Source organism: Paenibacillus sp. 1_12, assembly GCF_900114475.1.
Taxonomy (GTDB): Bacteria; Bacillota; Bacilli; order Paenibacillales; family NBRC-103111; genus Paenibacillus_S.
In genome coordinates this window covers 137,730-160,368 of record NZ_FOTE01000005.1, presented here as the reverse complement: position 1 = coordinate 160,368, position 22,639 = coordinate 137,730, and the positions used below count along the sequence as shown (strand labels likewise).

19 protein-coding genes are annotated in these 22,639 nt (G+C 45.6%); 16 read left to right on the top strand and 3 right to left on the bottom strand.

The genetic code is table 11. The annotated features are described in order from the left end of the window. Positions 1–36: 36 nt before the first annotated feature. Positions 37–2,487: a leucine--tRNA ligase gene (leuS, locus tag BM210_RS13320; protein ID WP_091168821.1), complete on the top strand. Its 2,451-nt coding sequence runs from the start codon at positions 37–39 to the stop codon at positions 2,485–2,487. Positions 2,488–2,556: 69 nt separating this feature from the next. On the opposite strand, the gene comER is transcribed toward leuS, so the two are convergent. Further along, the gene (gene comER / locus BM210_RS13315; RefSeq protein ID WP_091168819.1) at positions 2,557–3,390 is read right to left on the bottom strand and encodes a late competence protein ComER; all 834 of its coding nucleotides are present in this window, start codon (positions 3,388–3,390) and stop codon (positions 2,557–2,559) included. A gap of 171 nt (positions 3,391–3,561) precedes the next feature. Here comER and BM210_RS13310 point away from each other — a divergent pair, with 171 nt between their 5' ends. The 4 genes from BM210_RS13310 (at position 3,562) to BM210_RS35675 (ending at position 7,539) form a co-directional block, all read left to right on the top strand. Then, entirely contained in the window at positions 3,562–4,137 is a 576-nt protein-coding gene (locus BM210_RS13310) for a ComEA family DNA-binding protein (protein WP_256223590.1), read from the top strand. Between the two features lie 79 nt (positions 4,138–4,216). Continuing rightward, positions 4,217–4,738 (top strand): deoxycytidylate deaminase, encoded by a 522-nt coding sequence (locus BM210_RS13305; RefSeq protein WP_091168817.1) that lies wholly within the window; start codon positions 4,217–4,219, stop codon positions 4,736–4,738. Between the two features lie 155 nt (positions 4,739–4,893). Next, on the top strand, positions 4,894–6,813 hold the full coding sequence (locus tag BM210_RS13300) for a ComEC/Rec2 family competence protein (protein WP_256223589.1): 1,920 nt from the start codon (positions 4,894–4,896) through the stop codon (positions 6,811–6,813). A 3-nt stretch (positions 6,814–6,816) separates the two neighbouring features. Continuing rightward, complete coding sequence (locus BM210_RS35675; RefSeq protein WP_371263480.1) at positions 6,817–7,539, top strand: ComEC/Rec2 family competence protein; 723 nt, start codon at positions 6,817–6,819, stop codon at positions 7,537–7,539. Positions 7,540–7,693: 154 nt separating this feature from the next. Here the strand turns inward: BM210_RS35675 and BM210_RS13295 are convergent, their stop codons facing one another. Further along, complete coding sequence (locus tag BM210_RS13295) at positions 7,694–8,839, bottom strand: DUF2264 domain-containing protein (protein WP_091168814.1); 1,146 nt, start codon at positions 8,837–8,839, stop codon at positions 7,694–7,696. 407 nt (positions 8,840–9,246) lie between these two features. Here BM210_RS13295 and BM210_RS13290 point away from each other — a divergent pair, with 407 nt between their 5' ends. From BM210_RS13290 to holA, 3 genes are all read left to right on the top strand, one after another. Then, positions 9,247–9,804, top strand: a complete 558-nt coding sequence (locus BM210_RS13290) for an RNA polymerase sigma factor (protein WP_091168812.1) — start codon at positions 9,247–9,249, stop codon at positions 9,802–9,804. Between the two features lie 101 nt (positions 9,805–9,905). Continuing rightward, the gene (locus tag BM210_RS13285; RefSeq protein ID WP_177237791.1) at positions 9,906–11,300 is read left to right on the top strand and encodes an anti-sigma factor family protein; all 1,395 of its coding nucleotides are present in this window, start codon (positions 9,906–9,908) and stop codon (positions 11,298–11,300) included. Between the two features lie 254 nt (positions 11,301–11,554). Further along, on the top strand, positions 11,555–12,574 hold the full coding sequence (gene holA / locus BM210_RS13280; RefSeq protein WP_091168807.1) for a DNA polymerase III subunit delta: 1,020 nt from the start codon (positions 11,555–11,557) through the stop codon (positions 12,572–12,574). Between the two features lie 157 nt (positions 12,575–12,731). Here holA and rpsT read toward each other — a convergent pair whose 3' ends face one another. Continuing rightward, complete coding sequence (gene rpsT / locus BM210_RS13275) at positions 12,732–13,004, bottom strand: 30S ribosomal protein S20 (RefSeq protein WP_076230087.1); 273 nt, start codon at positions 13,002–13,004, stop codon at positions 12,732–12,734. Positions 13,005–13,204: 200 nt separating this feature from the next. Between rpsT and gpr the strand changes: the two genes are divergently transcribed. From gpr to BM210_RS13235, 8 genes are all read left to right on the top strand, one after another. Beyond that, positions 13,205–14,197, top strand: coding sequence for a GPR endopeptidase (gene gpr, locus BM210_RS13270; protein ID WP_091168805.1), 993 nt, complete (start codon positions 13,205–13,207; stop codon positions 14,195–14,197). A 247-nt stretch (positions 14,198–14,444) separates the two neighbouring features. After that, positions 14,445–15,671: a stage II sporulation protein P gene (locus BM210_RS13265; RefSeq protein ID WP_177237790.1), complete on the top strand. Its 1,227-nt coding sequence runs from the start codon at positions 14,445–14,447 to the stop codon at positions 15,669–15,671. A gap of 38 nt (positions 15,672–15,709) precedes the next feature. Continuing rightward, positions 15,710–16,084, top strand: a complete 375-nt coding sequence (locus BM210_RS13260; protein ID WP_091168800.1) for a hypothetical protein — start codon at positions 15,710–15,712, stop codon at positions 16,082–16,084. A 154-nt stretch (positions 16,085–16,238) separates the two neighbouring features. Further along, entirely contained in the window at positions 16,239–18,050 is a 1,812-nt protein-coding gene (gene lepA, locus BM210_RS13255; protein ID WP_091168798.1) for a translation elongation factor 4, read from the top strand. A 104-nt stretch (positions 18,051–18,154) separates the two neighbouring features. Beyond that, positions 18,155–19,318, top strand: coding sequence for a radical SAM family heme chaperone HemW (gene hemW / locus BM210_RS13250; RefSeq protein ID WP_091168795.1), 1,164 nt, complete (start codon positions 18,155–18,157; stop codon positions 19,316–19,318). Between the two features lie 89 nt (positions 19,319–19,407). Beyond that, the gene (locus tag BM210_RS13245; RefSeq protein WP_091168792.1) at positions 19,408–19,869 is read left to right on the top strand and encodes an N-acetyltransferase; all 462 of its coding nucleotides are present in this window, start codon (positions 19,408–19,410) and stop codon (positions 19,867–19,869) included. Positions 19,870–20,002: 133 nt separating this feature from the next. Beyond that, complete coding sequence (hrcA, locus tag BM210_RS13240; RefSeq protein ID WP_091168790.1) at positions 20,003–21,025, top strand: heat-inducible transcriptional repressor HrcA; 1,023 nt, start codon at positions 20,003–20,005, stop codon at positions 21,023–21,025. Beyond that, positions 21,022–22,560, top strand: a complete 1,539-nt coding sequence (locus BM210_RS13235) for a TCP-1/cpn60 chaperonin family protein (RefSeq protein ID WP_091168788.1) — start codon at positions 21,022–21,024, stop codon at positions 22,558–22,560. The genes hrcA and BM210_RS13235 overlap by 4 nt, the downstream gene beginning before the upstream one ends. Positions 22,561–22,639 lie beyond the last annotated feature (79 nt).

Below are 22,639 nucleotides of genomic sequence, written 5' to 3'. Positions count from 1 at the left end.
TTTTTTGTTTGGACATAATGAAAGGGGATTAACAGAATGACAGAGGAAATCAAAGAACAACAGGGATATAACCCGCAGGCCATCGAGCCGAAATGGCAGGCATATTGGGATGAAAATAAATCATTCAAAGTGCTAGAGGATGATAGCAAGCCGAAGTTTTATGCGTTGGATATGTTTCCGTATCCGTCAGGAGCCGGGCTTCACGTAGGGCATCCGGAGGGTTACACAGCTACGGATATTGTTTCACGCTATAAAAGAATGCGCGGCTACAACGTGCTGCACCCGATGGGCTGGGATGCGTTCGGCCTTCCTGCCGAACAGCATGCATTGGATACGGGACAACATCCCCGTGATATAACGATCAAAAATATTAATAATTTTCGCCGTCAAATCAAGTCACTGGGCTTCTCTTACGATTGGGACCGTGAAATCAGTACGACCGACCCCGATTATTATAAATGGACACAGTGGATCTTTATTCAGCTGTATAACAAAGGACTTGCCTATGTAGATGAGGTTGCCGTAAACTGGTGCCCAGCTTTGGGAACAGTATTGGCTAATGAAGAGGTCATAAACGGCTTGAGTGAACGCGGTAATCATCCGGTAGTTCGTAAACCCATGAGGCAATGGGTGCTGCGAATTACGGAGTACGCAGAGCGACTGCTGGATGATCTGGAAGAGCTGGACTGGTCCGAGTCGATTAAAGATATGCAGCGGAACTGGATTGGCAAGTCCAAGGGTGCTGAGGTTGTATTTGCTATTGACGGTCATCAAGGTGAAGGCCTGAAGGTATTTACAACTCGTCCAGATACCTTATTCGGTGCTACCTACTGCGTAATGGCCCCTGAGCATGATTTGGTATCAAGCATAACTACACCTGAGCAAGATGCAGCGGTGAAGGCTTATCAGGAGAAGGCTTCACACAAAAGCGATCTGGAGAGAACCGATCTGGCCAAAGATAAATCCGGTGTATTCACGGGTTCATATGCGGTCAACCCGGTCAATGGGGCAAAGGTGCCGATCTGGATTTCCGATTATGTACTTGCGGGTTATGGAACAGGTGCAATTATGGCAGTACCTGGACATGATCAACGTGACTGGGAGTTCGCCAAGCAGTTTGATCTGCCGATTGTTGAGGTCATTACTGGCGGAGATATTACGAAGGAAGCTTATTCAGGAGATGGAGCACATGTGAATTCCGAGCTGCTGAACGGATTAACGAATGTCCAGGCGATCGCCACGATGATTGAATGGCTGGAGTCGAACGGCAAAGGTCACGGCAAGGTCACTTATCGATTACGTGACTGGCTGTTCAGCCGTCAGCGCTATTGGGGTGAGCCGATCCCTATTCTTCATCTGGAGGACGGAACGATGAAAACCGTTCCTGTTGATCAATTGCCCCTGCTGCTGCCGGATATCGAGCAGATTGCTCCATCAGGTACAGGCGAATCGCCACTCGCGGTTGTGACCGATTGGGTGGAAACTGTTGATCCTGAAACCGGTATGAAAGCTCGCCGCGAGACGAACACAATGCCGCAATGGGCAGGCAGCTGCTGGTACTATCTGCGTTTTATTGATCCAAAGAATGACAAGGAGCTGTGTTCTCAGGAGCTTCAGCAAAAATGGCTGCCTGTGGATCTATATATTGGCGGTGCCGAGCATGCGGTGCTTCACTTGCTGTATGCAAGATTTTGGCATAAAGTATTGTACGACTTGGGTGTTGTTGCAACGAAGGAGCCATTCCACAAGCTGGTCAATCAAGGTATGATTTTGGGCGAAAACAATGAAAAAATGAGTAAATCGCGTGGTAACGTGATCAACCCGGATGAGATCGTCAATGAATTCGGTGCCGATACGCTGCGGATGTACGAAATGTTTATGGGACCGTTGGAAGCAACAAAGCCTTGGAATATTAACGGTGTAGAGGGGAACTTCCGGTTCTTGAATCGGATATGGCGGATGTTTGTCGGCGATAATGGTCAGCTGCATTCCAAAATTTCTTCTGACGAGACCTTGGGCAGTGAGTCATTTAAACGTACATGGCATCGTTCGATCAAAAAAATTACTGAGGATTTAGAAGCGCTGCGGTTTAATACAGCGATCAGCCAATTGATGATTTTTACGAACGAGGCTTATAAAACAGATCGTCTGCCTAAAGCAGCGATGGAGCATTTTGTACAAATGCTTTCCCCGATAGCACCTCACATCGCTGAAGAGCTGTGGGAAAAGCTGGGGCACACGGATTCCGTTTCATATGCCGTATGGCCTGAGTATGATGAAGCATGGACAGTAGATAATGAGATCGAAATCGTTGTACAGGTAAATGGAAAAATCGTGGAGCGTGCGCTTGTGTCCAAGGACGCTGATGAAGCGGCTCTGCAGGAATTGGCGATGGGCTCCGAGAAGGTCCAGGAAGCTATGGCCGGCAAAACGGTACGTAAAGTCATCGCGGTTAAAGGAAAGCTGGTTAACATTGTAGTTGGCTAAAAATCATCATATCAAATAACCGTCCGAATGCACGGACGGTTCATAAGAGGAAAACGTGAAAGCATCACGTTAGTCGGCATCTGTGCCCAAAAACCGTGCTTCCACTTTTTCCACATCTTCTTCATATTTGGAATGAGTTGTGCGGATCAGTTTATTAAACATCCCGTGCAGCTCATTTTCCATTATACGGAGTCCTTCCGCCGTAATACCACCCGGCACTGCAACCTTCTTTTGCAAGGAAAGAGGATTGAATCCGCCAACGGTCAGGAGTTTGCCTGTTCCAAGAAGCATTTCACATGCCAGCCGGGTCGCTTCAGACTCGGAAATGCCGGTTTCTTCAACAGCGGCATCCACAAACTTTTGTAAAAAATAGGATATAAATGCAGGTCCACAACTTGTCAGATCGGATGAAATCCGCGTATGCTCCTCAGAAACACGTATCGGTGTACTGATGAAGGAGAGTAAATTGTCAAGAAGCTCAATATCTGGCTCAGACATACGATCGCTATACATGCATAGGGTCGCACCGCTGGATACATAGTTGGTAATGCTGGGTATGATTTTGGCAATTTTACAGTTAAGCTGTCCCTCCAAATGATTAATAAGCACTGGACTTGTTATGGATACAATAATCTGCGAGGGTTTTGTCTTGTCCTTAAGATCTTGAATAACGGTTTTATATTCCAATGGTTTCACGCATATAAACAAAATTTCGGAAAGCTGTAAAACATCAGCGCTGGATTGGGAAACTTGGATACCGGGATAGGCAGCTGCTAATCGTTCTGCTTTGGACAGGGTACGGTTTGTGATCGTAATTTGCTCCGGCAGGAGCGCACCCGCTTGAATGAACGCTTCGATTAATATGCTGCCCATGCTGCCCGTACCGATGAATCCAACTTGCATAGCCATCCCCCCTTGATCAGTAAACCTTCCTTTATCCCTATGCGGTGGAGGTTTGGATTATACCTATTAAGTGGATAGGGCAACGAATGGGATGACGCTTTAAGCATAATTGCAGAGGTCTGCAGTGATTATCCTGTTAAATATACTTTTCAGAATGGAGGGAATTTACTTTTGTACGTTAACGGCGGATCGAGCATTAAATGGGTAGTATGGATTGTAACTGCGGCTATTATTTTGGTAGTTGGTTGGTGGGGGTTTTCGTTATATGAACGTAGTTTTGCTCAGACCACGGGATGGCAAACCGCTAATGATGAAATGAAAACATTTTTGCTTAAGCAGTCAGAAGAAAAGCTGAAGAAAGCGGAGTTCTCTGAGCAAAGTAAAAATGCCGCGGCTCTTTCACAAACAAACACGGATAAAAATGTTCTCAAGGACACAACAGCCAACTCCCAAACAAGTTCAGAGCCATCCTTGGCAGAAGCCGCTCCCGCCGTAAACAAGCCCGACAAAGAATTGCCTGATAATAATACTAAGCCCGCGTCAACAAAAGGAATGATAAATCTCAACAAAGCCACGCAGACGCAGTTGATCACAATACCGGGCATTGGTGAAAGTAAAGCAAAAGCCATTATTGCCCATCGCAAACAAATAGGTAGCTTTCAAAGCATAGAGCAATTGCTGGATGTCAAGGGGATTGGGGTGAAGGTGCTGGAGAAAATGAAGCCCTATCTAGTGCTGGAGCCTTAATGCAGCCTTTTGTTTTCATGAAAAGTATGAGAAAATAACAAGGATACCTATTCTATTATAACTTATGGAGAATCTACTAATGACAACCCGCAAAGATTGGGATACTTACTTTTTGGATATGGCTTACATGGCTTCTACTCGTTCACGATGTAACCGCAGACATGTCGGTGCCGTACTGGTGCAGGGAAAAAAACTCCTCGGTGCCGCTTATAATGGCGCGCCTATGGGGGTACCGGATTGTTCGGAAGCAGGCTGCATGCTTGTGGAGGAATATGAACTTTTAAATCTTGAAGGCACCGAACAGGTTCTCAAAAAACAACGCTGCATCCGCACGATCCATGCCGAGCAGAATCTGCTGCTGTTTACAGACCCTAAGGATCGCGAAAATTCCGTCGTTTATGTAACCGACCAGCCATGCTGGACCTGCTCCAACATGTTGGCCAACAGTGGAATTACCGAAATTGTGTACCATCGTCCATACAATAAGGACAGTGCCAAGGTAACGGCGTTGATGGAACAAAAAGGGATCGTATTTCGCAGGCTGGAGTCTTATTTACCGCCTTCAGGCACAAGTGATACTGTTATAGATAGTACGGATTGATGGACAGGAGCGAGCTTACGCGTAAATATTAAGGTACACAAGAATATCAATAAGCCAGCTGTTATGAGGAGGAACCTCTTAATGCGCCATTGGGTGCAAGAGGTTTTTTTTCGTTGTATCGGTGATTACCTTAATAGTGTGAAGGAGGCCGCGGAATGAATAGACCGCTCGTTGTATGTACGCTGCTGTGGATAAGCGGTTATGCAGTGGCGTATTTATTCCATCTGGACTGGTTATCCCTATATGTAAGCTTTTTTTTAGCGATAGCTATGGTTATTTATTGGAGCATGGGCTTGAGGTTCAGAATAGGTGTATGTGCAGTACTTCTAGTGTTGATTGGTGCAGGATATTATGAAAGCTATGACCAATCGAACCACAGCGAAATTTCTCTGCCGCCTCATACCGTAGGCAATGATGAAGCCAGTATGGTTCTGGCAGGTTTCATTGCATCACGAGTAGATATTGACGGAGATAAAGCATCCTTTACTCTAACGGTTGAAAGCCAGCAGCAGGAAGTGAAGACTGAAGAACATAGCCAACACCTTAATAAGCCTAAGCCCATAAATGAGCAGGTGGCTGTAGTCCTAAAGCTGTTAAGCCGTGAGGAGCAGCAGCGTGCTAAATTATGGCTGCGTGGGGACCGAGTCGTTCTGCATGGGATGGTCAAGCTCCCCTCGGAAGCGCGAAATTTTGACGGATTCGATTATCGGGATTATTTGCGGCTTCAACATATACATTGGACGGTGAGCGTCAAGGGGATTGCATCGATACAGGTGACGCAGCCACAAACGTGGACATGGGTGTCTATATTACGTTGGAATGATCAATTTCGAATGGTTCTCGCACAGCGGATTTCAGAAATATTCCCTGATGATCAGGGAGGATTTATGCAAAGTATGCTGATTGGTTTAACCGATGATATGGACCCTGTTCAATTTCAGCAATTTTCACAGCTTGGATTAACACACATATTAGCGGTATCAGGATTGAATGTTGCCGTATTTCTTGCTTGTTTATTGTGGGTGTTGCGTAAATTACGCTTAACAAGAGAGACCTGTATACTCACAGCTATTGCACTTATGCCGTTATATATTGCACTAACAGGAGGCTCCCCATCTATTGTACGCGCTGGGTTAATGGCGATGATAGGATTATACGCCGCTTATCGACATACCTTGAAGGATGGCTTGCATTCTGTTCTGCTAGTAGGCTTTGTTATGCTCATATGGGAGCCTTATTATTTGCTCGATGTCAGCTTTCAGCTCTCTTTTTTGGTGACCATTGGATTAATTATTGGAGTACCGCCTGTTAACACATTATTGCCCATCCGATCTCAGCTATGGAAAAATACACTCTCGATCTCGCTTGTAGCTCAGTTGATCTCCTTTCCTGTTTCGATTTATTATTTTAATCAATTATCACTACTCTCATTGGCTGCCAATCTTTGTCTAGTCCCTGTATTCAGTATGGTCACGATGCCGGGAGGCACGGCAGCTCTGGTTATCGGCTTCATCTATGTTCCCGCAGGTCAGGCGATAGCCTGGATTGTAGCCAAGGTCAATGAATGGGTGTTCATTATCGTATCGATCTCCAGTAAATGGGATGGCTTTCAAACGATTTGGCCTAGTCCCAGCATCAGTTGGATGGTTGGGTACTATATGGTGCTTGCTATTCTGGTAGGGGTGCTTTCTCGTTTGAAAAACGAACATCGTAAAGCGGATGAACCTATGCTTAAGGCAGTTCGACCTAGATGGCAGATTAACAAGAACGGACATTTAACGTGGGATTGGATAATGAAAAAAATGCCGCTGCCTCTGGCAAGTATGAGTTTGATAGCGTTGTTAGTGTATGCCTATTTTCCTGACCGTTGGCAATCAGTCGGAGAGGGGCGAGTCGATTTTATCGATGTGGGCCAAGGAGACAGCATTCTTATACGCTCACCAATAAGTCGTAGTGTGGTTCTGGTTGACGGTGGAGGTACAGTGAGCTTTCACAAACCCGGTGACGAATGGAAGCTGCGCAAGAATCCATATGAAGTAGGGCGCAAGCTGCTGGTACCCTTATTAAAAAAATGAGGCATTCAGCAGATTGATTATTTAGTGATCACTCATGAGGATGCTGATCATATTGGTGGCTTACAGGCTGTATTGGAACAAATTCCGGTAAAACAGCTTGTATATAACGGGACCATCAAACCGGGGGCTGCGGTTGAAAAATTGTTTCAGACTGCCTTGGATAAACAGGTAAAGCTCGTTAAGGCAAGTGCAGGTAGCACATTGAAGCTAGACACTTCTACGGAGCTTGTGGTGCTTCATCCCATACAGGATGCGGCTGTAGAGGAGCTGCATTTAGAGAAAGAGCAAAACGGTCAATCTGTTGTTTTTATGATGCGAATGGACAATACGAGGTGGTTATTTACAGGGGATATGGAACAAGCTGCAGAAACGGCTGTCGCTCAAATGACTGCTGCCAAGCCTCAGGACAATTTGACGGCAAGTCTCATTGAGACTAACGGACTTCCATTCAAATTGCCTGAACTGATGCAGCAAGGGACGATTGATGTACTGAAGGTTGCTCACCACGGCAGCAAGACCTCTACATCGAATAACTGGCTGCAGGCCTACAAGCCTAAAATGGCTGTTATATCTGTAGGTGCGAGCAATGTTTATGGTCATCCACATCCAACCGTAGTGGAGCGTTTACAGCAAAACGGCATTCAAATCGTACGTACGGATAAGATGGGAGAAATACAAATGACCGTTAACAACGGAAAAATTAAGGTGAAGACAAAGCTTGAATAGTAATCAAAATGTGGAAAGGATTGCAAGATAGAATGGTGAGAACCGGCATATATCTTTTAAGATAGATCGGCAGCTACGTATTTTGTTGAAAGAAGTATAATGCATAACAAAAAACTCGCTCGTATTTTTGAGCGAGTTTCGAGCTTTATATATCTTAGCCCCTCAAAGCCTTATCAATATTAAACGTTTGACCAGACCATGCCTTCTTACCTGTCCAATCCGCTTGTCCCTGCCAGAAAGGATCCGACGCGCTCAATCCCAGCGCTAAAAATACGGCAGAACATAAATATAAGCTGCCTGTAGATATATACGTTTCGCCAATCTCAGGCTGATGGCCGCAGAATCCGATAGTCAGCCATCCGTTCTCATCGAATGTACCGGGAGCTTCAATCATACGTCGTATGACTGCAGTTAAAGCACAGCGGACTTGAGCAGGTTCTAAGCTTGCATCCAGTTCATCCCGCAGCGCAACTTGACTTAACACTTGGAAAGCACCAAAACGGTAAGCAAGTGAGCGTCCATGTGCCGGAAAGGTTCCTTCAGGCGAGATCAGTCGCTCTTGTTGAACAGCATATCTTTGAGCCCGCTTTACAATCCGCTCTTTTAATGCAGCCCAATCCTCCTCTTCACTGGCAACTGCTTCAATAATATCAACCAGCATCGGTTGGATAACAAAGCTATTGTAATAATCCGCATGATACTCCGGCCCGTCTCCGTAGATGCCGTCCCCTTTATACCAAAGCTCATGCTGTCTGATTGCATAATCGACACGCATCCGATCCCAATCTTCACCTGCACGGAAAAGAGCAGTTTCAATCATCGCCGCGAATAAGAGCCAATTGTTAAAACCCGGTTTACGAGTACGAGTTGCTTTTAGAGCATTTACGACTTGCTTCTGTACCCGTGGCTCCAACTGATCCCACAGCTCTCCAGGTGCTCTCAGAATGGCATGGGCCAAAAAGGCTGCATCCACAATCGGCTGATTACCTTCGGAAAAATTCATGAAATCAGGTGAGGAAGGGTCTGTACCCGCATCAATGGCTTGCCTAGCCAAATCAGCATAATGCTGCCTCAAGCGTCCTTCCTCACCCTCACGACTGCCTGTCTCAAGCCAAGGAGCCATTCCTGTTAGAAGGCGCGCCAAAGCTTCCAAATATGTATACATCGGCCTGTCATCGATCTTTGCTTCGACGGGCATTTTTTCTTTTAGCTGGCGGTTGGTCAAATGATACAGCACAGGTTGTGCTATTCTACTTAATGTATCTATCCAATAAATTCGATCTTCATGAGCTTCCGGCATGATGTGGTTCCCTCCAAAATAGTTTCGACAGCAAGGTCTTCTTTTGATCATTTTATAACAAAAAAATACATGGGTCATTGGTGAACATGACAATTATCTTTGTGTAAAAATTATAAAGAATATTATTTGTGCATAAATAATGGAAGTAAATGAAGTTATGGGTAAAGATTGCAAGAGAGGTGAGAGGTTGCCTGTGATTTTTTACTATTGGCAGGCTGCCTGTAGAACATGTATAGTTTGTATGATATAAACAACAAAACGCGTAATATAGCCTTTTATACAGTTAAAATTAGCGAGAGTATACGTTAGCGAACAAATTTGATATTCTTAGTACAGCTAATTATCTTGGACGTGCAACATTATCAATTATGTTTTCGTTTATATAGTTGCAAGAGAGGGGGATCCCAGTGGTAGCGCCAGATTTGATAAAGGCTGCCCAGTCGGGCGATCGCGACGCTCTAATTACCCTGCTGCGTGAGATTGAAAATCATGTTTACCGAACCGCATATTACATTTTGGGTAATGAGCAGGACGCTTTGGATGCCGCGCAGGAAGCTTTAATACGCATTTATACAAAAATTAATTCTTACGAAGAAAAAGCGCAGTTCAAGACATGGGTCCAGCGGATTGTTACCAATTTGTGTATTGATAAATTCAGGAAAAATAAGCCCACAGTATCCATTGAGCAGTTTGATCTGACTTTTACAGAAACACAAACAGTTGAACAAGAGGTTATGTCCGCATATATTGCCGAAGATATTAAAGAGGCCATTGATAAACTGCCAGAACATCATCGATCAGTCGTCGTGCTTAGGTATTTGCAGGATTTTTCCTACAATGAAATTGCCGAATCACTTGATTTGCCCATCAACACGGTTAAATCATATTTATTTAGGGCCAGGCAGCAGTTGCAAATGTTGTTGCAGGATTACAAAAAAACATCTACCGAATCGACCCGGGGATAAGTGGTAACAGTCTTGACTCTCAGGTCCAACCGGTTCTACTGCAAAGCGTTATGCGACTGACATATATCAGTTGTGAATCTTTTAGAAAGGTAGTGTGCGGGATGAATTGCCATGAGGTGATCGAATTGATGCAGAGATATCTCGATCAGGATCTCGATAAAATAGAATATAATCAAATGCTCTATCATTTAGAGGATTGCCCGGAATGTACGGAGCTGTTCCAACGATTGTTGAATGTGTCAGATCAATTGGAAAGCTTGCCAAAAGTCACGCCAGCATTCAGTTTGGTAGATGCGATTCTACCTAAGCTGCAGCAAATGGATATGGCTTTAACTTCTTCGGCTACGGAGGATGCTTCTGCATACACTTCACGTGGCATCTCTTCCTCCATACAGAGAGAGCCTGTACCAACTACTGCTCAACCTGTGCGCAAGGATACTGTGACTGTAAGCCGAATGAACGATTGGCGCAGTCGGACACGCGGCTTTGTTTCAGCTAAAATCGTTGGCGGCGTGGTAGCAGCAGGTTTGATTCTCGGTTTCTTTGTATTTAATCAACAAGATCAACACAATATGGAAAACGCAGATAGTGCCATGATAGATTCCAAATCTGCTTCAACCAGCAGTGCTAGCTCTAGGGAAAAAAGTTCAACTCCCGCAGCATCTGGCATAGGTGAGTTGAATAGTACTGCTCCTGCGGCTGTTTCGCCGGATGCCGGCAGTGGTGAACCTCTATCTAAGCAGAATGAAATCGGTACGTCCCAAGCTTCTAAAGATTTGGTCCCGCCGTCGTCAGCTCCCATCACGAGTGCTCCAGGCAACACGACGACTCCAGCACCGAATATGGGCTCCAATAAAATAGGTGGGGCTGTGCCACAAACATCTAGCCCAAGGAGCTCGGCGGCCGACAGTCAGATCATGGCTGTGCCAAGCACGGGTGAGAGTACTCAACAAAAGTCATCTTCCACTCCGCTGCAAGCGGGTACGGGTGATGGTCAGTTGAAAGAACCTCTTACCTTCGGAGCACAGCCGCCAGCGGCTAAGACGGATAGTCCGACTGCCAAAGGAACGGCTCCGCCGACAGAAATACCACGCAGCAGCTTAGCAGCACCAGGCTCATTCGGTGGTTTTGCAGCAGATTCTGCCCAGCAAAGTACCAGCAATACAGCCCCAACAAATGATAGCGGCACTGACAAATCGAAGATAGGTGCAGCTCCAGCGGGGGAACAAAGTTTTTCTTCAATGAAAGTGGCACCTGCCAGCAGTCTTGCTGCTGTTGATAAGACGTATACGGCAGCCATCAATGAGAATCGCGTTGTCATTATTGATAAGAATGGAAAACTTATTTTCACCTCAATGAATGCAGCGGCGGATACCGAACAAATAACATTGCTTGAATGGACAGCTGATTACAAGTTGACCTATCAGATAGGCAATCAAACAAGATCGAGGACCTTCAGTATCAACGCAGTTAATTTAACGGAAGCAGCCAAGTAATCTTTTATAAATATTTTGTATGAAAATAAAACACACATTGCGCATCACTTGCGTATGATAGGGTAGGTAAAAAAAGGTGAAATTACGTCGTATGACCTCTCGGGGAATGGTTTCTAGAGCCTTAACCCGGTTGTTTATATAGATGGGATTAGAAGCAAGGGGGTTACGTCTGAACCGTAAGGTTTTGACGTAATCCCTTTGTTGTTGTTACAATGCTGATATAAACTGGGTTAGAGGGAAATGGGTGAGCAGCAATGGATTTTAAGACCGCATTAAGGAGTATTCAGAAAGGGACGTTTGCACCGTTGTATGTGTGTTTCGGTACAGAGTCCTATTTAATTCAAGAGTTTTTACAGAAGCTTACGAGTAACCTCATAGACCCGCAGGATGCTGCATTTGCTGTATCCAGATACGATTTGGCCGAGACTTCGATAGATAGGGTTATAGAAGAAGCCGAAGAACTTCCTTTTATAGGGCCACGTAAGCTGCTGGTTGCTACAAATGCACTGTTTCTGACAGGAGCTAAGGATAGTTCAAAGGTTGAGCACAAGCCTGAGCGGCTGCTGGAATACTTGAAATCACCTGCTGATTTTAGCGTTATCGTTCTCACTGTAGGTGCTGAAAAGCTTGATGAACGAAAGAAACTCGTGAAATCGCTGAAGGAAAAGGACTACTTGATATCGTGCGCTTCTTTATCTGCGGACGAGCTTGGACAGTGGTTGAAGGGAGAGGCTGATAAGGCTGGCATTACATTTGCCTCAGGCGTACAGGAGCAGTTTATTATGTACACCGGGACGAATCTCCAAACCTTATCGAGTGAGCTGGATAAATGCGCGATGTTTGTAGGACGTGGGGGAACGATAACGACAGAGATTTTGGATCAGTTGGTAACGCGAAGCATTGAGCAAAATATTTTTTTGCTTATCGAGCATATTGTGCAGCTCAAATTGGACAAGGCGTTCACGATGCTGGCAGAGCTTCTTCGGCGCAAGGAAGAGCCTATCAAGATCATGGCGCTGATAGCCCGACAGTTCCGCATTATGTATCAGGTCAAGGATTTGCAGCAGCAAGGCTATTCACAGCAGCAAATTGCTTCGCAAATCAGTCTGCATCCATATGCAGTCAAGATCGCTGCAGGGCAGAGCAACCGTTTTGAGGTGAGCCAGCTGTTAAATATTCTGGATCAATTATCTGATCTCGATTATCAAATGAAAAGTGGTAAAATCGATAAAGCGCTCGGTCTGGAGCTTTTTTTATTAAAGCTTGTCGCTTGAAGGTGCTATATGAATTTGAAGGCATCATATTGCTAATCTTGAAACCTACACGCGCCGGTTGTCTATATGTTCCCGTTACGAACTTTTGCTTATGCAGTCATCAAAAAAACGACCTACTCCCAAGGGAGCGGTCGTTTTTACTTGTTCGCATTAGTTATTAAGCTTGTGCTGAAAGCGCGTTAAGTCTTTTCGCTAAGCGGGACTTTTTACGGGCTGCGGCATTTTTATGGATTAAGCCTTTAGACGCTGCTTTATCCAGCTTTTGGCTGGCAGTGACTAGGGCTGCAGTTGCAGTTTCCACATTGCTGCTAGCAGCAGCTGTTTCAAAGCTTTTTACTGCTGTGCGAAGGTTTGATTTCTGGGATGCGTTGCGTAGACGACGCTTCTCATTTACTTTCACTCTTTTAATCGCGGATTTAATGTTCGGCATTGACGTTCACCTCCTAATACAACTTGCATCAACCATAGTGCTTGTTTGAAAGATCCTTTTGTTGACAACTCTAGATATTCTAACACGACCCATTTTAAAATGCAATAGATCAATCCGTAACGATTCCGACAATTGTTGCATAAGGCTGGCTGTTCATTCACACACTATACGGGCATATCTATGTAAAAGGAGATGTCAGCATGGATTTAAGCGCTTATGCAATTCGTACGGACTTGGCTTTGGAGGCGCATGATATGGCATCGAACTCCGGTCAGACCATCCCCGGTGTTCATATGTCATCCGAAACGCATGAAGGTATCACAATTAGCACCACCGATATTACGTCTAAGGAAGGTTCACTTGCATTAGGTAAGCTGCCTGGACATTATATTACCATAGAAGTTCCTCAGTTAAGGAAAAAAGACAGTGTGCTTCAGGATCGAGTAGCAGCCGTCTTTGCCAAAGAGTTCGAATCCTTTATGGCTAAGCTTCAGATCGGCTCCATGTCCAAGGTACTGATCGTTGGTTTAGGTAATTGGAACGTTACTCCAGATGCCTTGGGGCCGCTAGTTGTGGAGAATGTGATGGTTACTCGCCATTATTTTGAGCTGATGCCGGGAGAAGTGAGCCCTGGATACCGTCCTGTGAGCGCTATAGCACCAGGAGTTTTGGGCACGACGGGAATCGAAACCGGTGAAATCATACAGGGAATCGTTGAAAAATCGAAGCCCGATCTGGTTATTGCCATCGACGCACTTGCCTCACGCTCTCTGGAGAGAGTGAATACGACTATCCAAATAGCCGATACAGGCATTCATCCGGGCTCGGGAATTGGCAACAAACGCAAGGGCTTGACCTTAGACACACTTGGAGTTCCTGTCATTGCCGTGGGAGTGCCTACCGTTGTATTCGCTTCTACCATTGTGAATAATGCATTTGAGCTGATGCATAAGCACTTTCAACAACAGACCGCTCATACTGGTGAAATTCTCGGCATGCTGGATCAAATGAAAGAAGATGAGCGGCTGCTGCTGGTTAAGGAAGTCTTAAGTCCATTGGGGCACGATTTGTTGGTAACTCCAAAGGAAATTGACGAGTTTATTGAGGATATCGCTAATATTATTGCCAGCGGACTGAATGCTGCCTTGCATGAAGTGGTTGGGATGAACAATGTAGCTGCCTATACACATTAGTCCATTTTTGATTGTAATCGATTGTCATGACCAAACGCCAAGCCTGCGGCCTGAATACCGCGCTGCTTGGTGTTTGATGTATTTGTGTATCTATTATTTCACGAATAAGAGACTATTCGAGACTTACTAGAGTGAGAATTGAAATCTTTTCGTTCTACATCCTACCATCTGCTCATAGATTTGTTACTAGAGAGTGGGGCACAACTACAAATCCATGACGGGTTTCAGGGTGGAGGAGGATGCACAATTGAAATGGACAGAGGTTACTTTGGATGTAAACAAATATCGTAAAATAGGACAAGGTCTGGCTGTATATTTTCGCATAATGACCACACTTCTAATGGGGTGTATGATGTTTTTTGCGGCACTTGGTCTCTTGGGCTTTGTGCAAGCCAAACTGACGAATACGACACCAAACTCATCAATGAAGGGTATGGCTTCATCGGTTTCCAGCCGATTTTTTCTGGACATGCTTGGGATGGAAATGCCGCATATGCAGACAGATCGTCAAACATTTACGTTCTCGCAATCGAATGTTTCGGGATTCCTATTTACACTTGTTACGGATTTGAATTGGAAAGATCCGAAAACATTTATTTCCCGTGAAATGCCTGGTATGTCTCAGGATCGTTCGGTTGTGCTGCGCAAGGGAGTGCAGACAGGGGATGACGGACCTGAGGATTATGGACCTAAGGCGGACGTTATTCCAAAAAATGGCGAAGGCGGTGAAGGCTCCATTACAGCCAATCCATCACCACTTCAAGAAGTGGGCGAAACGGCTCAAGGAGAGACCAAGGTGATCCCCCCGACGGCTCAGCCTCCACGAACAGCAGGCAGAAATGTCGCCTTTATTTATCAATCCCATAATCAGGAATCTTATTTACCGGAGCTGGATGGTGTAAAGGATCCTGATAAGGCCTACGATCCTCAGACTAACGTGACAAAGGTTGGTTTGCGATTAGCGCAAAAGCTGGAGCAAGAAGGTATCGGAGCGGTTCATTCTGACAAAAACTATCCTGCTATTGAAAAGGGCTTTAATTATTATTTTTCCTATAAATATTCATTAAAAACGCTGCAGGAAGCAAGCTCCTCCCATCCGGATCTGAAATACTATTTTGACATTCATCGGGATTCACAGAGACGGGAAAAGACGACAGTTCGGATCAACGGGAAGGATTATGCGCAGCTTTATTTTATTATTGGAGGCAAAAACCCGAATTGGAAGGAAAATGAACAATTTGCTTCTCAAATTCATCAAGCTATTGAAGCTAAGTTTCCGGGGATTTCCAAAGGATCTTTTGCGAAAGCGGCGGAAGGCAATGGTGTGTATAATCAAAATTTTTCTGCGAATAGTGTGCTCATTGAGGTGGGCGGTGTTGATAATTCCCTGGAAGAGTGCTACAGAACTGCAGATGCGCTGGCAGCAGCCATCGCAGAGGTCGTACTTAACGTGAAGAAGGTTGACGGACGTTAGTATTGCTTCAGAAAGTTAAGTAATGGGGGAGCAGCAGAATGGACAAGCTTGATATCAAGCTTATGGTGATTGGGTTTGTGGTCGGCTATTGCATATTTATGGGAATAGTGCTGGCGAATCGCGGGGTTGTAAACAATCAGAAGCCCGTAGTCATGGAGGCGACCCAGAAGATGGAACCTGCGTATGTGGCAGCAAACATACAGGTAAAAGCCGAGCCTGATAAAGGGACTACTCATGAAGCGCCTCAAGACATTGCCGTGAAAGGGAAAGAGGAAGTCGAAGAAACACGCGCTGTAATCAGTAAGGCAACGGGTGTTGGAAGGTTGGGAAACAAGATTGGCGGCCTGCTGCAAATACTGGCGCATTATGGTATACAGGGAATTGTCGCTTTGTTTGAGGCGATTACCGCTTAAGTGAATGCTCATAGCTCGGATTGTTAATGGCCTCCAGCGGAAGTCTTTAGAACCACGGATGTGATTACGATGCCGGACTCCATTGCCGCATAACCGCACACCTGCTATAATTAGAAGAATTGTTAAATTTGCAGGTTAGTGAGGGTCAACTTACATGGATATTCATGCCAGACAGAAAATGATTAGAAACTTTTCAATAATTGCCCATATCGACCACGGGAAATCGACATTGGCCGACCGGATATTGGAATATACGGGTGCTCTTTCATCTAGAGAAATGCAGGAACAGGTACTGGATCAAATGGATCTGGAGCGTGAGCGGGGTATTACCATTAAGCTGCAGGCCGTTCGATTGGAGTATCGTGCAGATGACGGGGAAAACTATATTTTAAATTTAATCGATACACCCGGACATGTCGACTTTACGTATGAGGTGTCGCGGAGTCTTGCAGCCTGTGAGGGTGCGCTGCTAGTTGTAGATGCTGCACAGGGTATAGAAGCTCAAACGCTGGCAAATGTGTATCTGGCATTGGACAACAACCTTGAAATTTTACCAGTGATCAATAAAATCGATTTGCCGAGTGCTGATCCTGAACGGGTCAAGCAGGAGATCGAGGATGTAATTGGACTGGACACAAGCGAGGCAGTGTTAGCATCTGCCAAGGCAGGCATCGGGATTAAGGAAATTTTGGAGCAGGTGGTCAAAAAAGTTCCGGCACCGTCGGGTGATACGGATCAGCCGCTCAAGGCGCTTATTTTCGACTCTCATTATGATCCTTATAAAGGTGTTATCGTGTATGTTCGTGTCATGGACGGAGCGATTAAAGCAGGCTCGAAGATTAAATTTATGGCTACGGAAAAAGTATTCGAGGTCATCGAGGTCGGGGCCTTTATGCCAAGAATGACGATTGTCGATACATTGAATATCGGGGATGTTGGTTTCATAGTCGCAGGGATTAAACATGTTGGCGATACACGTGTAGGGGATACCGTTACAGATGCCAAAAATCCTGCACTAGAGGCGCTTCCTGGTTACCGGAAGATCAATCCGATGGTATTCTGCGGCTTGTATCCGATTGAAAGTACGGAATATAACGATCTTCGTGAAGCGCTTGGCAAGCTGCAGCTGAATGATGCTTCGTTAAGCTTTGAGCCCGAGAGCTCGACGGCACTGGGCTTCGGCTTCCGCTGTGGCTTTCTCGGCTTGCTGCACATGGATGTTATTCAAGAGCGGATTGAGCGTGAGTTCAATATCCCGTTAATAACGACAGCACCAAGCGTTATATTCAAAGTGACGCAGACGAACGGTGAAGTACTAACGATCGACAATCCATCGATGTTCCCAGAAACAGGAAAAATCGATTATGTGGAAGAGCCTTACGTAGTGGCGTCTGTAATTGTACCTAATGACTATGTAGGCGCGATTATGGAGCTATGTCAAAATAAACGTGGCGAATTTATAAATATGGAATATTTGGATACTACGCGTGTTACGCTTTCATATAACATTCCGTTGTCCGAGATTGTATATGATTTTTTTGATCAACTCAAATCAAGCACGAAAGGTTATGCTTCGTTTGACTATGTAGTGTCAGGGTACAAGCAATCCAATCTGGTCAAAATGGACATCATGCTCAATGGCGAACAGGTGGATGCTCTTTCTTTCATCGTGCATAGAGATCGCGCCTTCAATCGCGGACGCATCATTTGTGAAAAGCTGAAGGAGCTTATACCGCGGCAAATGTTTGAAGTACCTATTCAAGCAGCTATCGGTCAAAAAATCATTTCTCGTGAAACCGTTAAAGCGATGCGTAAAAACGTACTTGCCAAATGCTACGGCGGTGATATTTCCCGTAAGCGTAAGCTGTTGGATAAGCAAAAAGAAGGTAAAAAACGGATGAAGCAGGTTGGTAACGTTGAAGTACCACAAGAAGCGTTCATGGCCGTGTTAAGACTCGATGAGTAGCTGGTAAGTCGCTGGGAGCAGGTGCTTGGTCAAGCACCTGCTTTTGACGTCATTGAAGGTCGACCGGCTAAAATGGTGCAGTCGTAATGGAAAGGAGATATCCGATGATTCAACGTGAAGAAACACCACAAGCGTTATATATACACATTCCATTTTGTACCAATAAGTGTCACTATTGCGATTTTAATTCCTATATATTGAAAGGCCAGCCTGTGATGGACTATCTAGATGCGCTGGAGCGGGAAATGGAACGAACCGTAAAGCTGATTCCACCTGGTGAAATCCAAACGATATTCGTTGGAGGGGGCACACCGACCGTATTGCTGCCAGATCAGATGGAAAGCTTCCTGAAACGAGTGCACACGTATTTTCCTGAAAAGTCTGCTGAGCTGGAATTTTCAATGGAGGCCAATCCAGGCACCACTGACAAGGAAAAGCTGCAGGCCATGAAGGAGGGCGGCGTGAATCGAATCAGCTTTGGTGTTCAATCGTTCGATAATGCGCTGCTGGAAGGAATCGGTCGGATTCACAATACTGATGATGTATATCGTAGTATTGAGAATGCGCGGGAGGTTGGCTTCACGAATATGTCGATCGACTTAATGTTTGGGCTGCCTAATCAGACGGTTCCCGTTATGAATGATACTCTGGACAAAGCACTTGCGCTGGGGCTGCCGCACTATTCGATTTATGGTCTTAAGGTTGAGGAAAACACGTTGTTCCACAATCTGTATCAAAAGAACCTGCTGCCTCTTCCTGATGAAGATGATGAGTTGGATATGTTCCTGCTGATTATGAAGCGATTGAAAGAGGCGGGCTATTCGCAATACGAAATCAGTAATTTTTCCAAACCAGGTAAGGAGAGCCGCCATAACAGCATGTACTGGCTGAACCGCAGCTACTACGGTTTGGGAGCCGGGGCGCATGGCTATATGCATGGGAATCGACATGTGAACATCAAAGGCGTTCAGGCGTATATTGATGCAACACAGAAGGGTCGGCCTTTATTGGAGGAATATGCGATCAGCGAGCAGGAAGCGATTGAGGATTTTATGATGGTAGGTCTGAGGTTGTTGAGTGGTGTGAAGCGTACTGACTTCAGGCGTCAATTTGGTCTGGAGCTGGAAGCGGTGTTTGGCGGCCATTTGAATAAATTGATGGATCAAAAGCTGCTGGCTGCTACGGAGGATGGATACCAGTTAACCGAGAAGGGTGTATTATTGGGCAATGAGGTATTCGGTGAATTTTTAAGCATTCCGGTAGAATAGAAAGTTTGCAGCAAAATTTTTTATGGATATTTTATACGTTTTGTTGTATATTTATTCATAATAATTTTTTTGTGAATGGTGGTTTTTCTATGACTGTTGTGTGCAGAAAGGCAACGCCTGAGGACGTTGATATTTTATTTGATATTATACAGGGATATGCGGAACAAGGAATTATGCTGCCAAGGTCCCGAGAGGTGCTTATTGCACAGATTGATACCTTTGTTGTGGCTTTCATAGAGGAACGTTTGGTTGGTTGCGGTTCTCTTACCCGTCTTGGTCAAGATTTAGTGGAGATCCGCTCGCTTGGGGTAACGCAGGGCTACAAGGGTCAGGGAATCGGAAACGCGCTTGTCGATTTTCTGATTGAAGAGGCGAGGGCTCAGCATATACCTAAGGTTATGGCTTTGACTTATGAGGTGAGGTTCTTCGAAAGAAACGGCTTTACGGTCGTGGAGAAGGAAATTTTCCCCGAGAAAGTATGGAGAGACTGTATTCATTGTAAAAAGCAGCACTGCTGTGACGAAATTGCCGTTTTGAAGCGGCTGGATTGACTTGACACAGACCTCCGGGTCTGTTATTTTTGTATTATGAATTAGCACTCGACAGATATGAGTGCTAACATCTGAAATCAAACATGATTGATTGAAGGATCATTTCACTTTTAAAAACTTTGGAGGGTTGAACATGCTAACCGAACGCCAACGTCAAATTCTCAGTGCCATCGTAGACGACTACATCCGTTCGGCAGAACCGGTTGGCTCCAGAAGCATTTCCAAACGAGGAAATGTAGGATTCAGCCCTGCTACGATACGTAATGAAATGTCGGATTTGGAAGAAATGGGATTTCTAGAGCAGCCGCATACTTCGGCAGGCCGTATTCCTTCTCACAAAGGCTACCGTTATTATGTGGATCATCTGATTCCTTACGGCATTGCCAATCAAGAGGTCGATGTGTTAAAGCTGTTTTTTGCTGAAAAAATGCAGGAAATGGAGCAAGTCATTCAACATGTTGCCTCTATATTGTCAAACTTAACGAATTATACATCCATAGTTATGGGTCCCGAAATGTTCAATACAACACTGCGACACTTACAGATCGTGCCTTTGAGCGATCGGACGGCAGTTGCGATTATTGTTACGAACAGCGGGCAGGTTGAGAACAAAACCGTGACGATTCCTGAAGGCATTCCGATGTCTGAAATTGAAAAGTTCGTCAATCTATTGAATGCACGTATGCAGAACATCCCTTTGCTGCAATTCAAATCCAAGCTCTATACAGAGATTGGAGAGGAAATGCGCAGCTATGTGTCAGGATATGAGGAACTGCTTACTATGCTTAACAGTGTTATTGATCAGGGTGAGGAAGACCGAATATTTCTCGGTGGCACAACGAACATGCTGACTCAGCCAGAATTTCGGGATATGGAAAAGGTTAAAAACATTCTCGATCTGCTGGCAGAAACACCCGCTTTGGTGAAGCTGTTTACGGGAACTGGAGCAGGTATCCAGGTGAGAATCGGCAGCGAGAACTCGGTGGCCGCGATCAATGACTGCAGCTTGATTACCGCTTCTTATACGATTGAAGGTAAAAATCTGGGTACAATAGGTATTCTGGGTCCAACCCGTATGGATTATGGCAAGGTTATGAATCTGCTGACTCATTTATCCAAAGATATGACGTTGGTTTTGGAGCGATGGTACAAATGAATCCGGTAAAGCCGATATCAAGCGAAGGCGATGACGCGTTTGCTACTATACTCAACAATGCAGGGGCGATTCGAGCTATTTGCTCAGCTGTTGAGGGAACTCTTGGTCCCAAAGGGCTTGATACGATGCTCGTGGGTGCACAGGGAGAGGTAATCATTACAAATGATGGTGTTACCATTTTGGAAAAGATGGACGTTACACACCCTGCTGCGCGTTTACTGATACAGGTTGCACGTTCACAGCAAGAGCATGTTGGCGATGGGACTACAACAGCTACTGTGCTCGCTGGAGCCCTTGTGGCAGAAGGCGTAGCTCAGGTGACAAGGGGAGTACCCGTTGCCAAAATCGTCAAAGGTATTCAAGAAGGAATTTCAGCTGCAATAAAGCTTCTTGCTAGGCGCAGCCGAATGATTAATGGTTTGGATGACCCGCTTCTGTACCGGATCGGTTATATAGCCGGACGTGAGCATACCGATTTGGCGAAGCTTATTCTTGAGGGTGCAAATCAATTAGGCGCCAATAAGCTTCAAGAAGACAGCTTCCGCTTTGCGGATGTGGTGATTTCTCATAAAAAAGCAGTTAGTGAGGTATGGCCTGGGCTGCTTATACAAAAGATACCTGCTAACACACAAACCGATTTTCCGCCAGTACCCGCATCTGTACTGATTATTCAGGATGCTTTTGAGCCTGAAGTCATTGATGAAGAAGCATTGATGACTGAAGCGGGCTTTCAGAAGCAGATGCAGCTGAAGGAGCAATTTCGTCAGTCGCTCGACAAGCTAGTCGAGCTGAAGATCGGTCTTATTCTCGCTGACCGCGGAGTCAACGCGGAAGCAGAGCAGTTCTGCACCGACCACGGAATCATGGTCGTGCAGCGGGTTCCGCGCCGCGAGCTTCGACTCGTATGCGAGTATACCGAAGCTCGTCCTATACGCCGCAGCGGATTGTATAAACCGGCGAATGAGCTTGCCGGTTATCTGGGCTACGCTGGTCGAGTATCCTACGACGAGCGTCTGGAATGTGTTCGCATATCCGAAGGCAAAGGACGCGCGCAGGTGACCGTTATTGTAGGCGCAAGCACGAGCGAGGTAGTTGGCGAGCGTCTGCGTATCGCCAAGGATGCTGCAGCTGCCATGCAGGCTGCGCTGCGCGGCGGGTGCTTGCCTGGCGGTGGTGCTGCAGAATTGTCTGCTGCTTATGAATTGGACCGCCTGCGTGAGACCGTCCAAGGGATGGAGGGCTTCGGGATTACAGCTGTTGCCCAAGCCTTACGTAAGCCACTTGCCCAAATTGTTGTGAATGCGGGTTACAATCCACTGGAAAAGGTGGAGGAAGTCAAAGCAGCGCAAATCGCTTCCGGTTCGGATTCATTGGGTGTGAATTGTGATAATGGCACGATTATCGATATGCTTGAATATGGCATTGTCGATCCGGCTGATGTGAAATTGCATGCGCTGCATGCTGCTGGTGAGGTTGCGGCTGCCATTCTGCGTATACATACAGTCATCAAGATGAAGCCGCGCGCAGAAGAGTAGCTACCCATCAGCATCGTGAGTGGAAGTCCAAACTTGCTTAAAGCTCACATGCATGGTTAATATAGAGTCAAGTAGATTC

Excerpts from the sequence above, each read along its gene's own strand:
- leuS (WP_091168821.1), top strand. The coding sequence starts at position 37 with ATGACAGAGGAAATCAAAGAACAACAGGGATATAACCCGCAGGCCATC.
- comER (WP_091168819.1), bottom strand. The coding sequence starts at position 3,390 with ATGCAAGTTGGATTCATCGGTACGGGCAGCATGGGCAGCATATTAATC.
- BM210_RS13305 (WP_091168817.1), top strand. The coding sequence starts at position 4,217 with ATGACAACCCGCAAAGATTGGGATACTTACTTTTTGGATATGGCTTAC.
- BM210_RS13300 (WP_256223589.1), top strand. The coding sequence starts at position 4,894 with ATGAATAGACCGCTCGTTGTATGTACGCTGCTGTGGATAAGCGGTTAT.
- BM210_RS13295 (WP_091168814.1), bottom strand. The coding sequence starts at position 8,839 with ATGCCGGAAGCTCATGAAGATCGAATTTATTGGATAGATACATTAAGT.
- BM210_RS13285 (WP_177237791.1), top strand. The coding sequence starts at position 9,906 with ATGAATTGCCATGAGGTGATCGAATTGATGCAGAGATATCTCGATCAG.
- holA (WP_091168807.1), top strand. The coding sequence starts at position 11,555 with ATGGATTTTAAGACCGCATTAAGGAGTATTCAGAAAGGGACGTTTGCA.
- rpsT (WP_076230087.1), bottom strand. The coding sequence starts at position 13,004 with ATGCCGAACATTAAATCCGCGATTAAAAGAGTGAAAGTAAATGAGAAG.
- gpr (WP_091168805.1), top strand. The coding sequence starts at position 13,205 with ATGGATTTAAGCGCTTATGCAATTCGTACGGACTTGGCTTTGGAGGCG.
- BM210_RS13260 (WP_091168800.1), top strand. The coding sequence starts at position 15,710 with ATGGACAAGCTTGATATCAAGCTTATGGTGATTGGGTTTGTGGTCGGC.
- lepA (WP_091168798.1), top strand. The coding sequence starts at position 16,239 with ATGGATATTCATGCCAGACAGAAAATGATTAGAAACTTTTCAATAATT.
- hemW (WP_091168795.1), top strand. The coding sequence starts at position 18,155 with ATGATTCAACGTGAAGAAACACCACAAGCGTTATATATACACATTCCA.
- BM210_RS13245 (WP_091168792.1), top strand. The coding sequence starts at position 19,408 with ATGACTGTTGTGTGCAGAAAGGCAACGCCTGAGGACGTTGATATTTTA.
- hrcA (WP_091168790.1), top strand. The coding sequence starts at position 20,003 with ATGCTAACCGAACGCCAACGTCAAATTCTCAGTGCCATCGTAGACGAC.
- BM210_RS13235 (WP_091168788.1), top strand. The coding sequence starts at position 21,022 with ATGAATCCGGTAAAGCCGATATCAAGCGAAGGCGATGACGCGTTTGCT.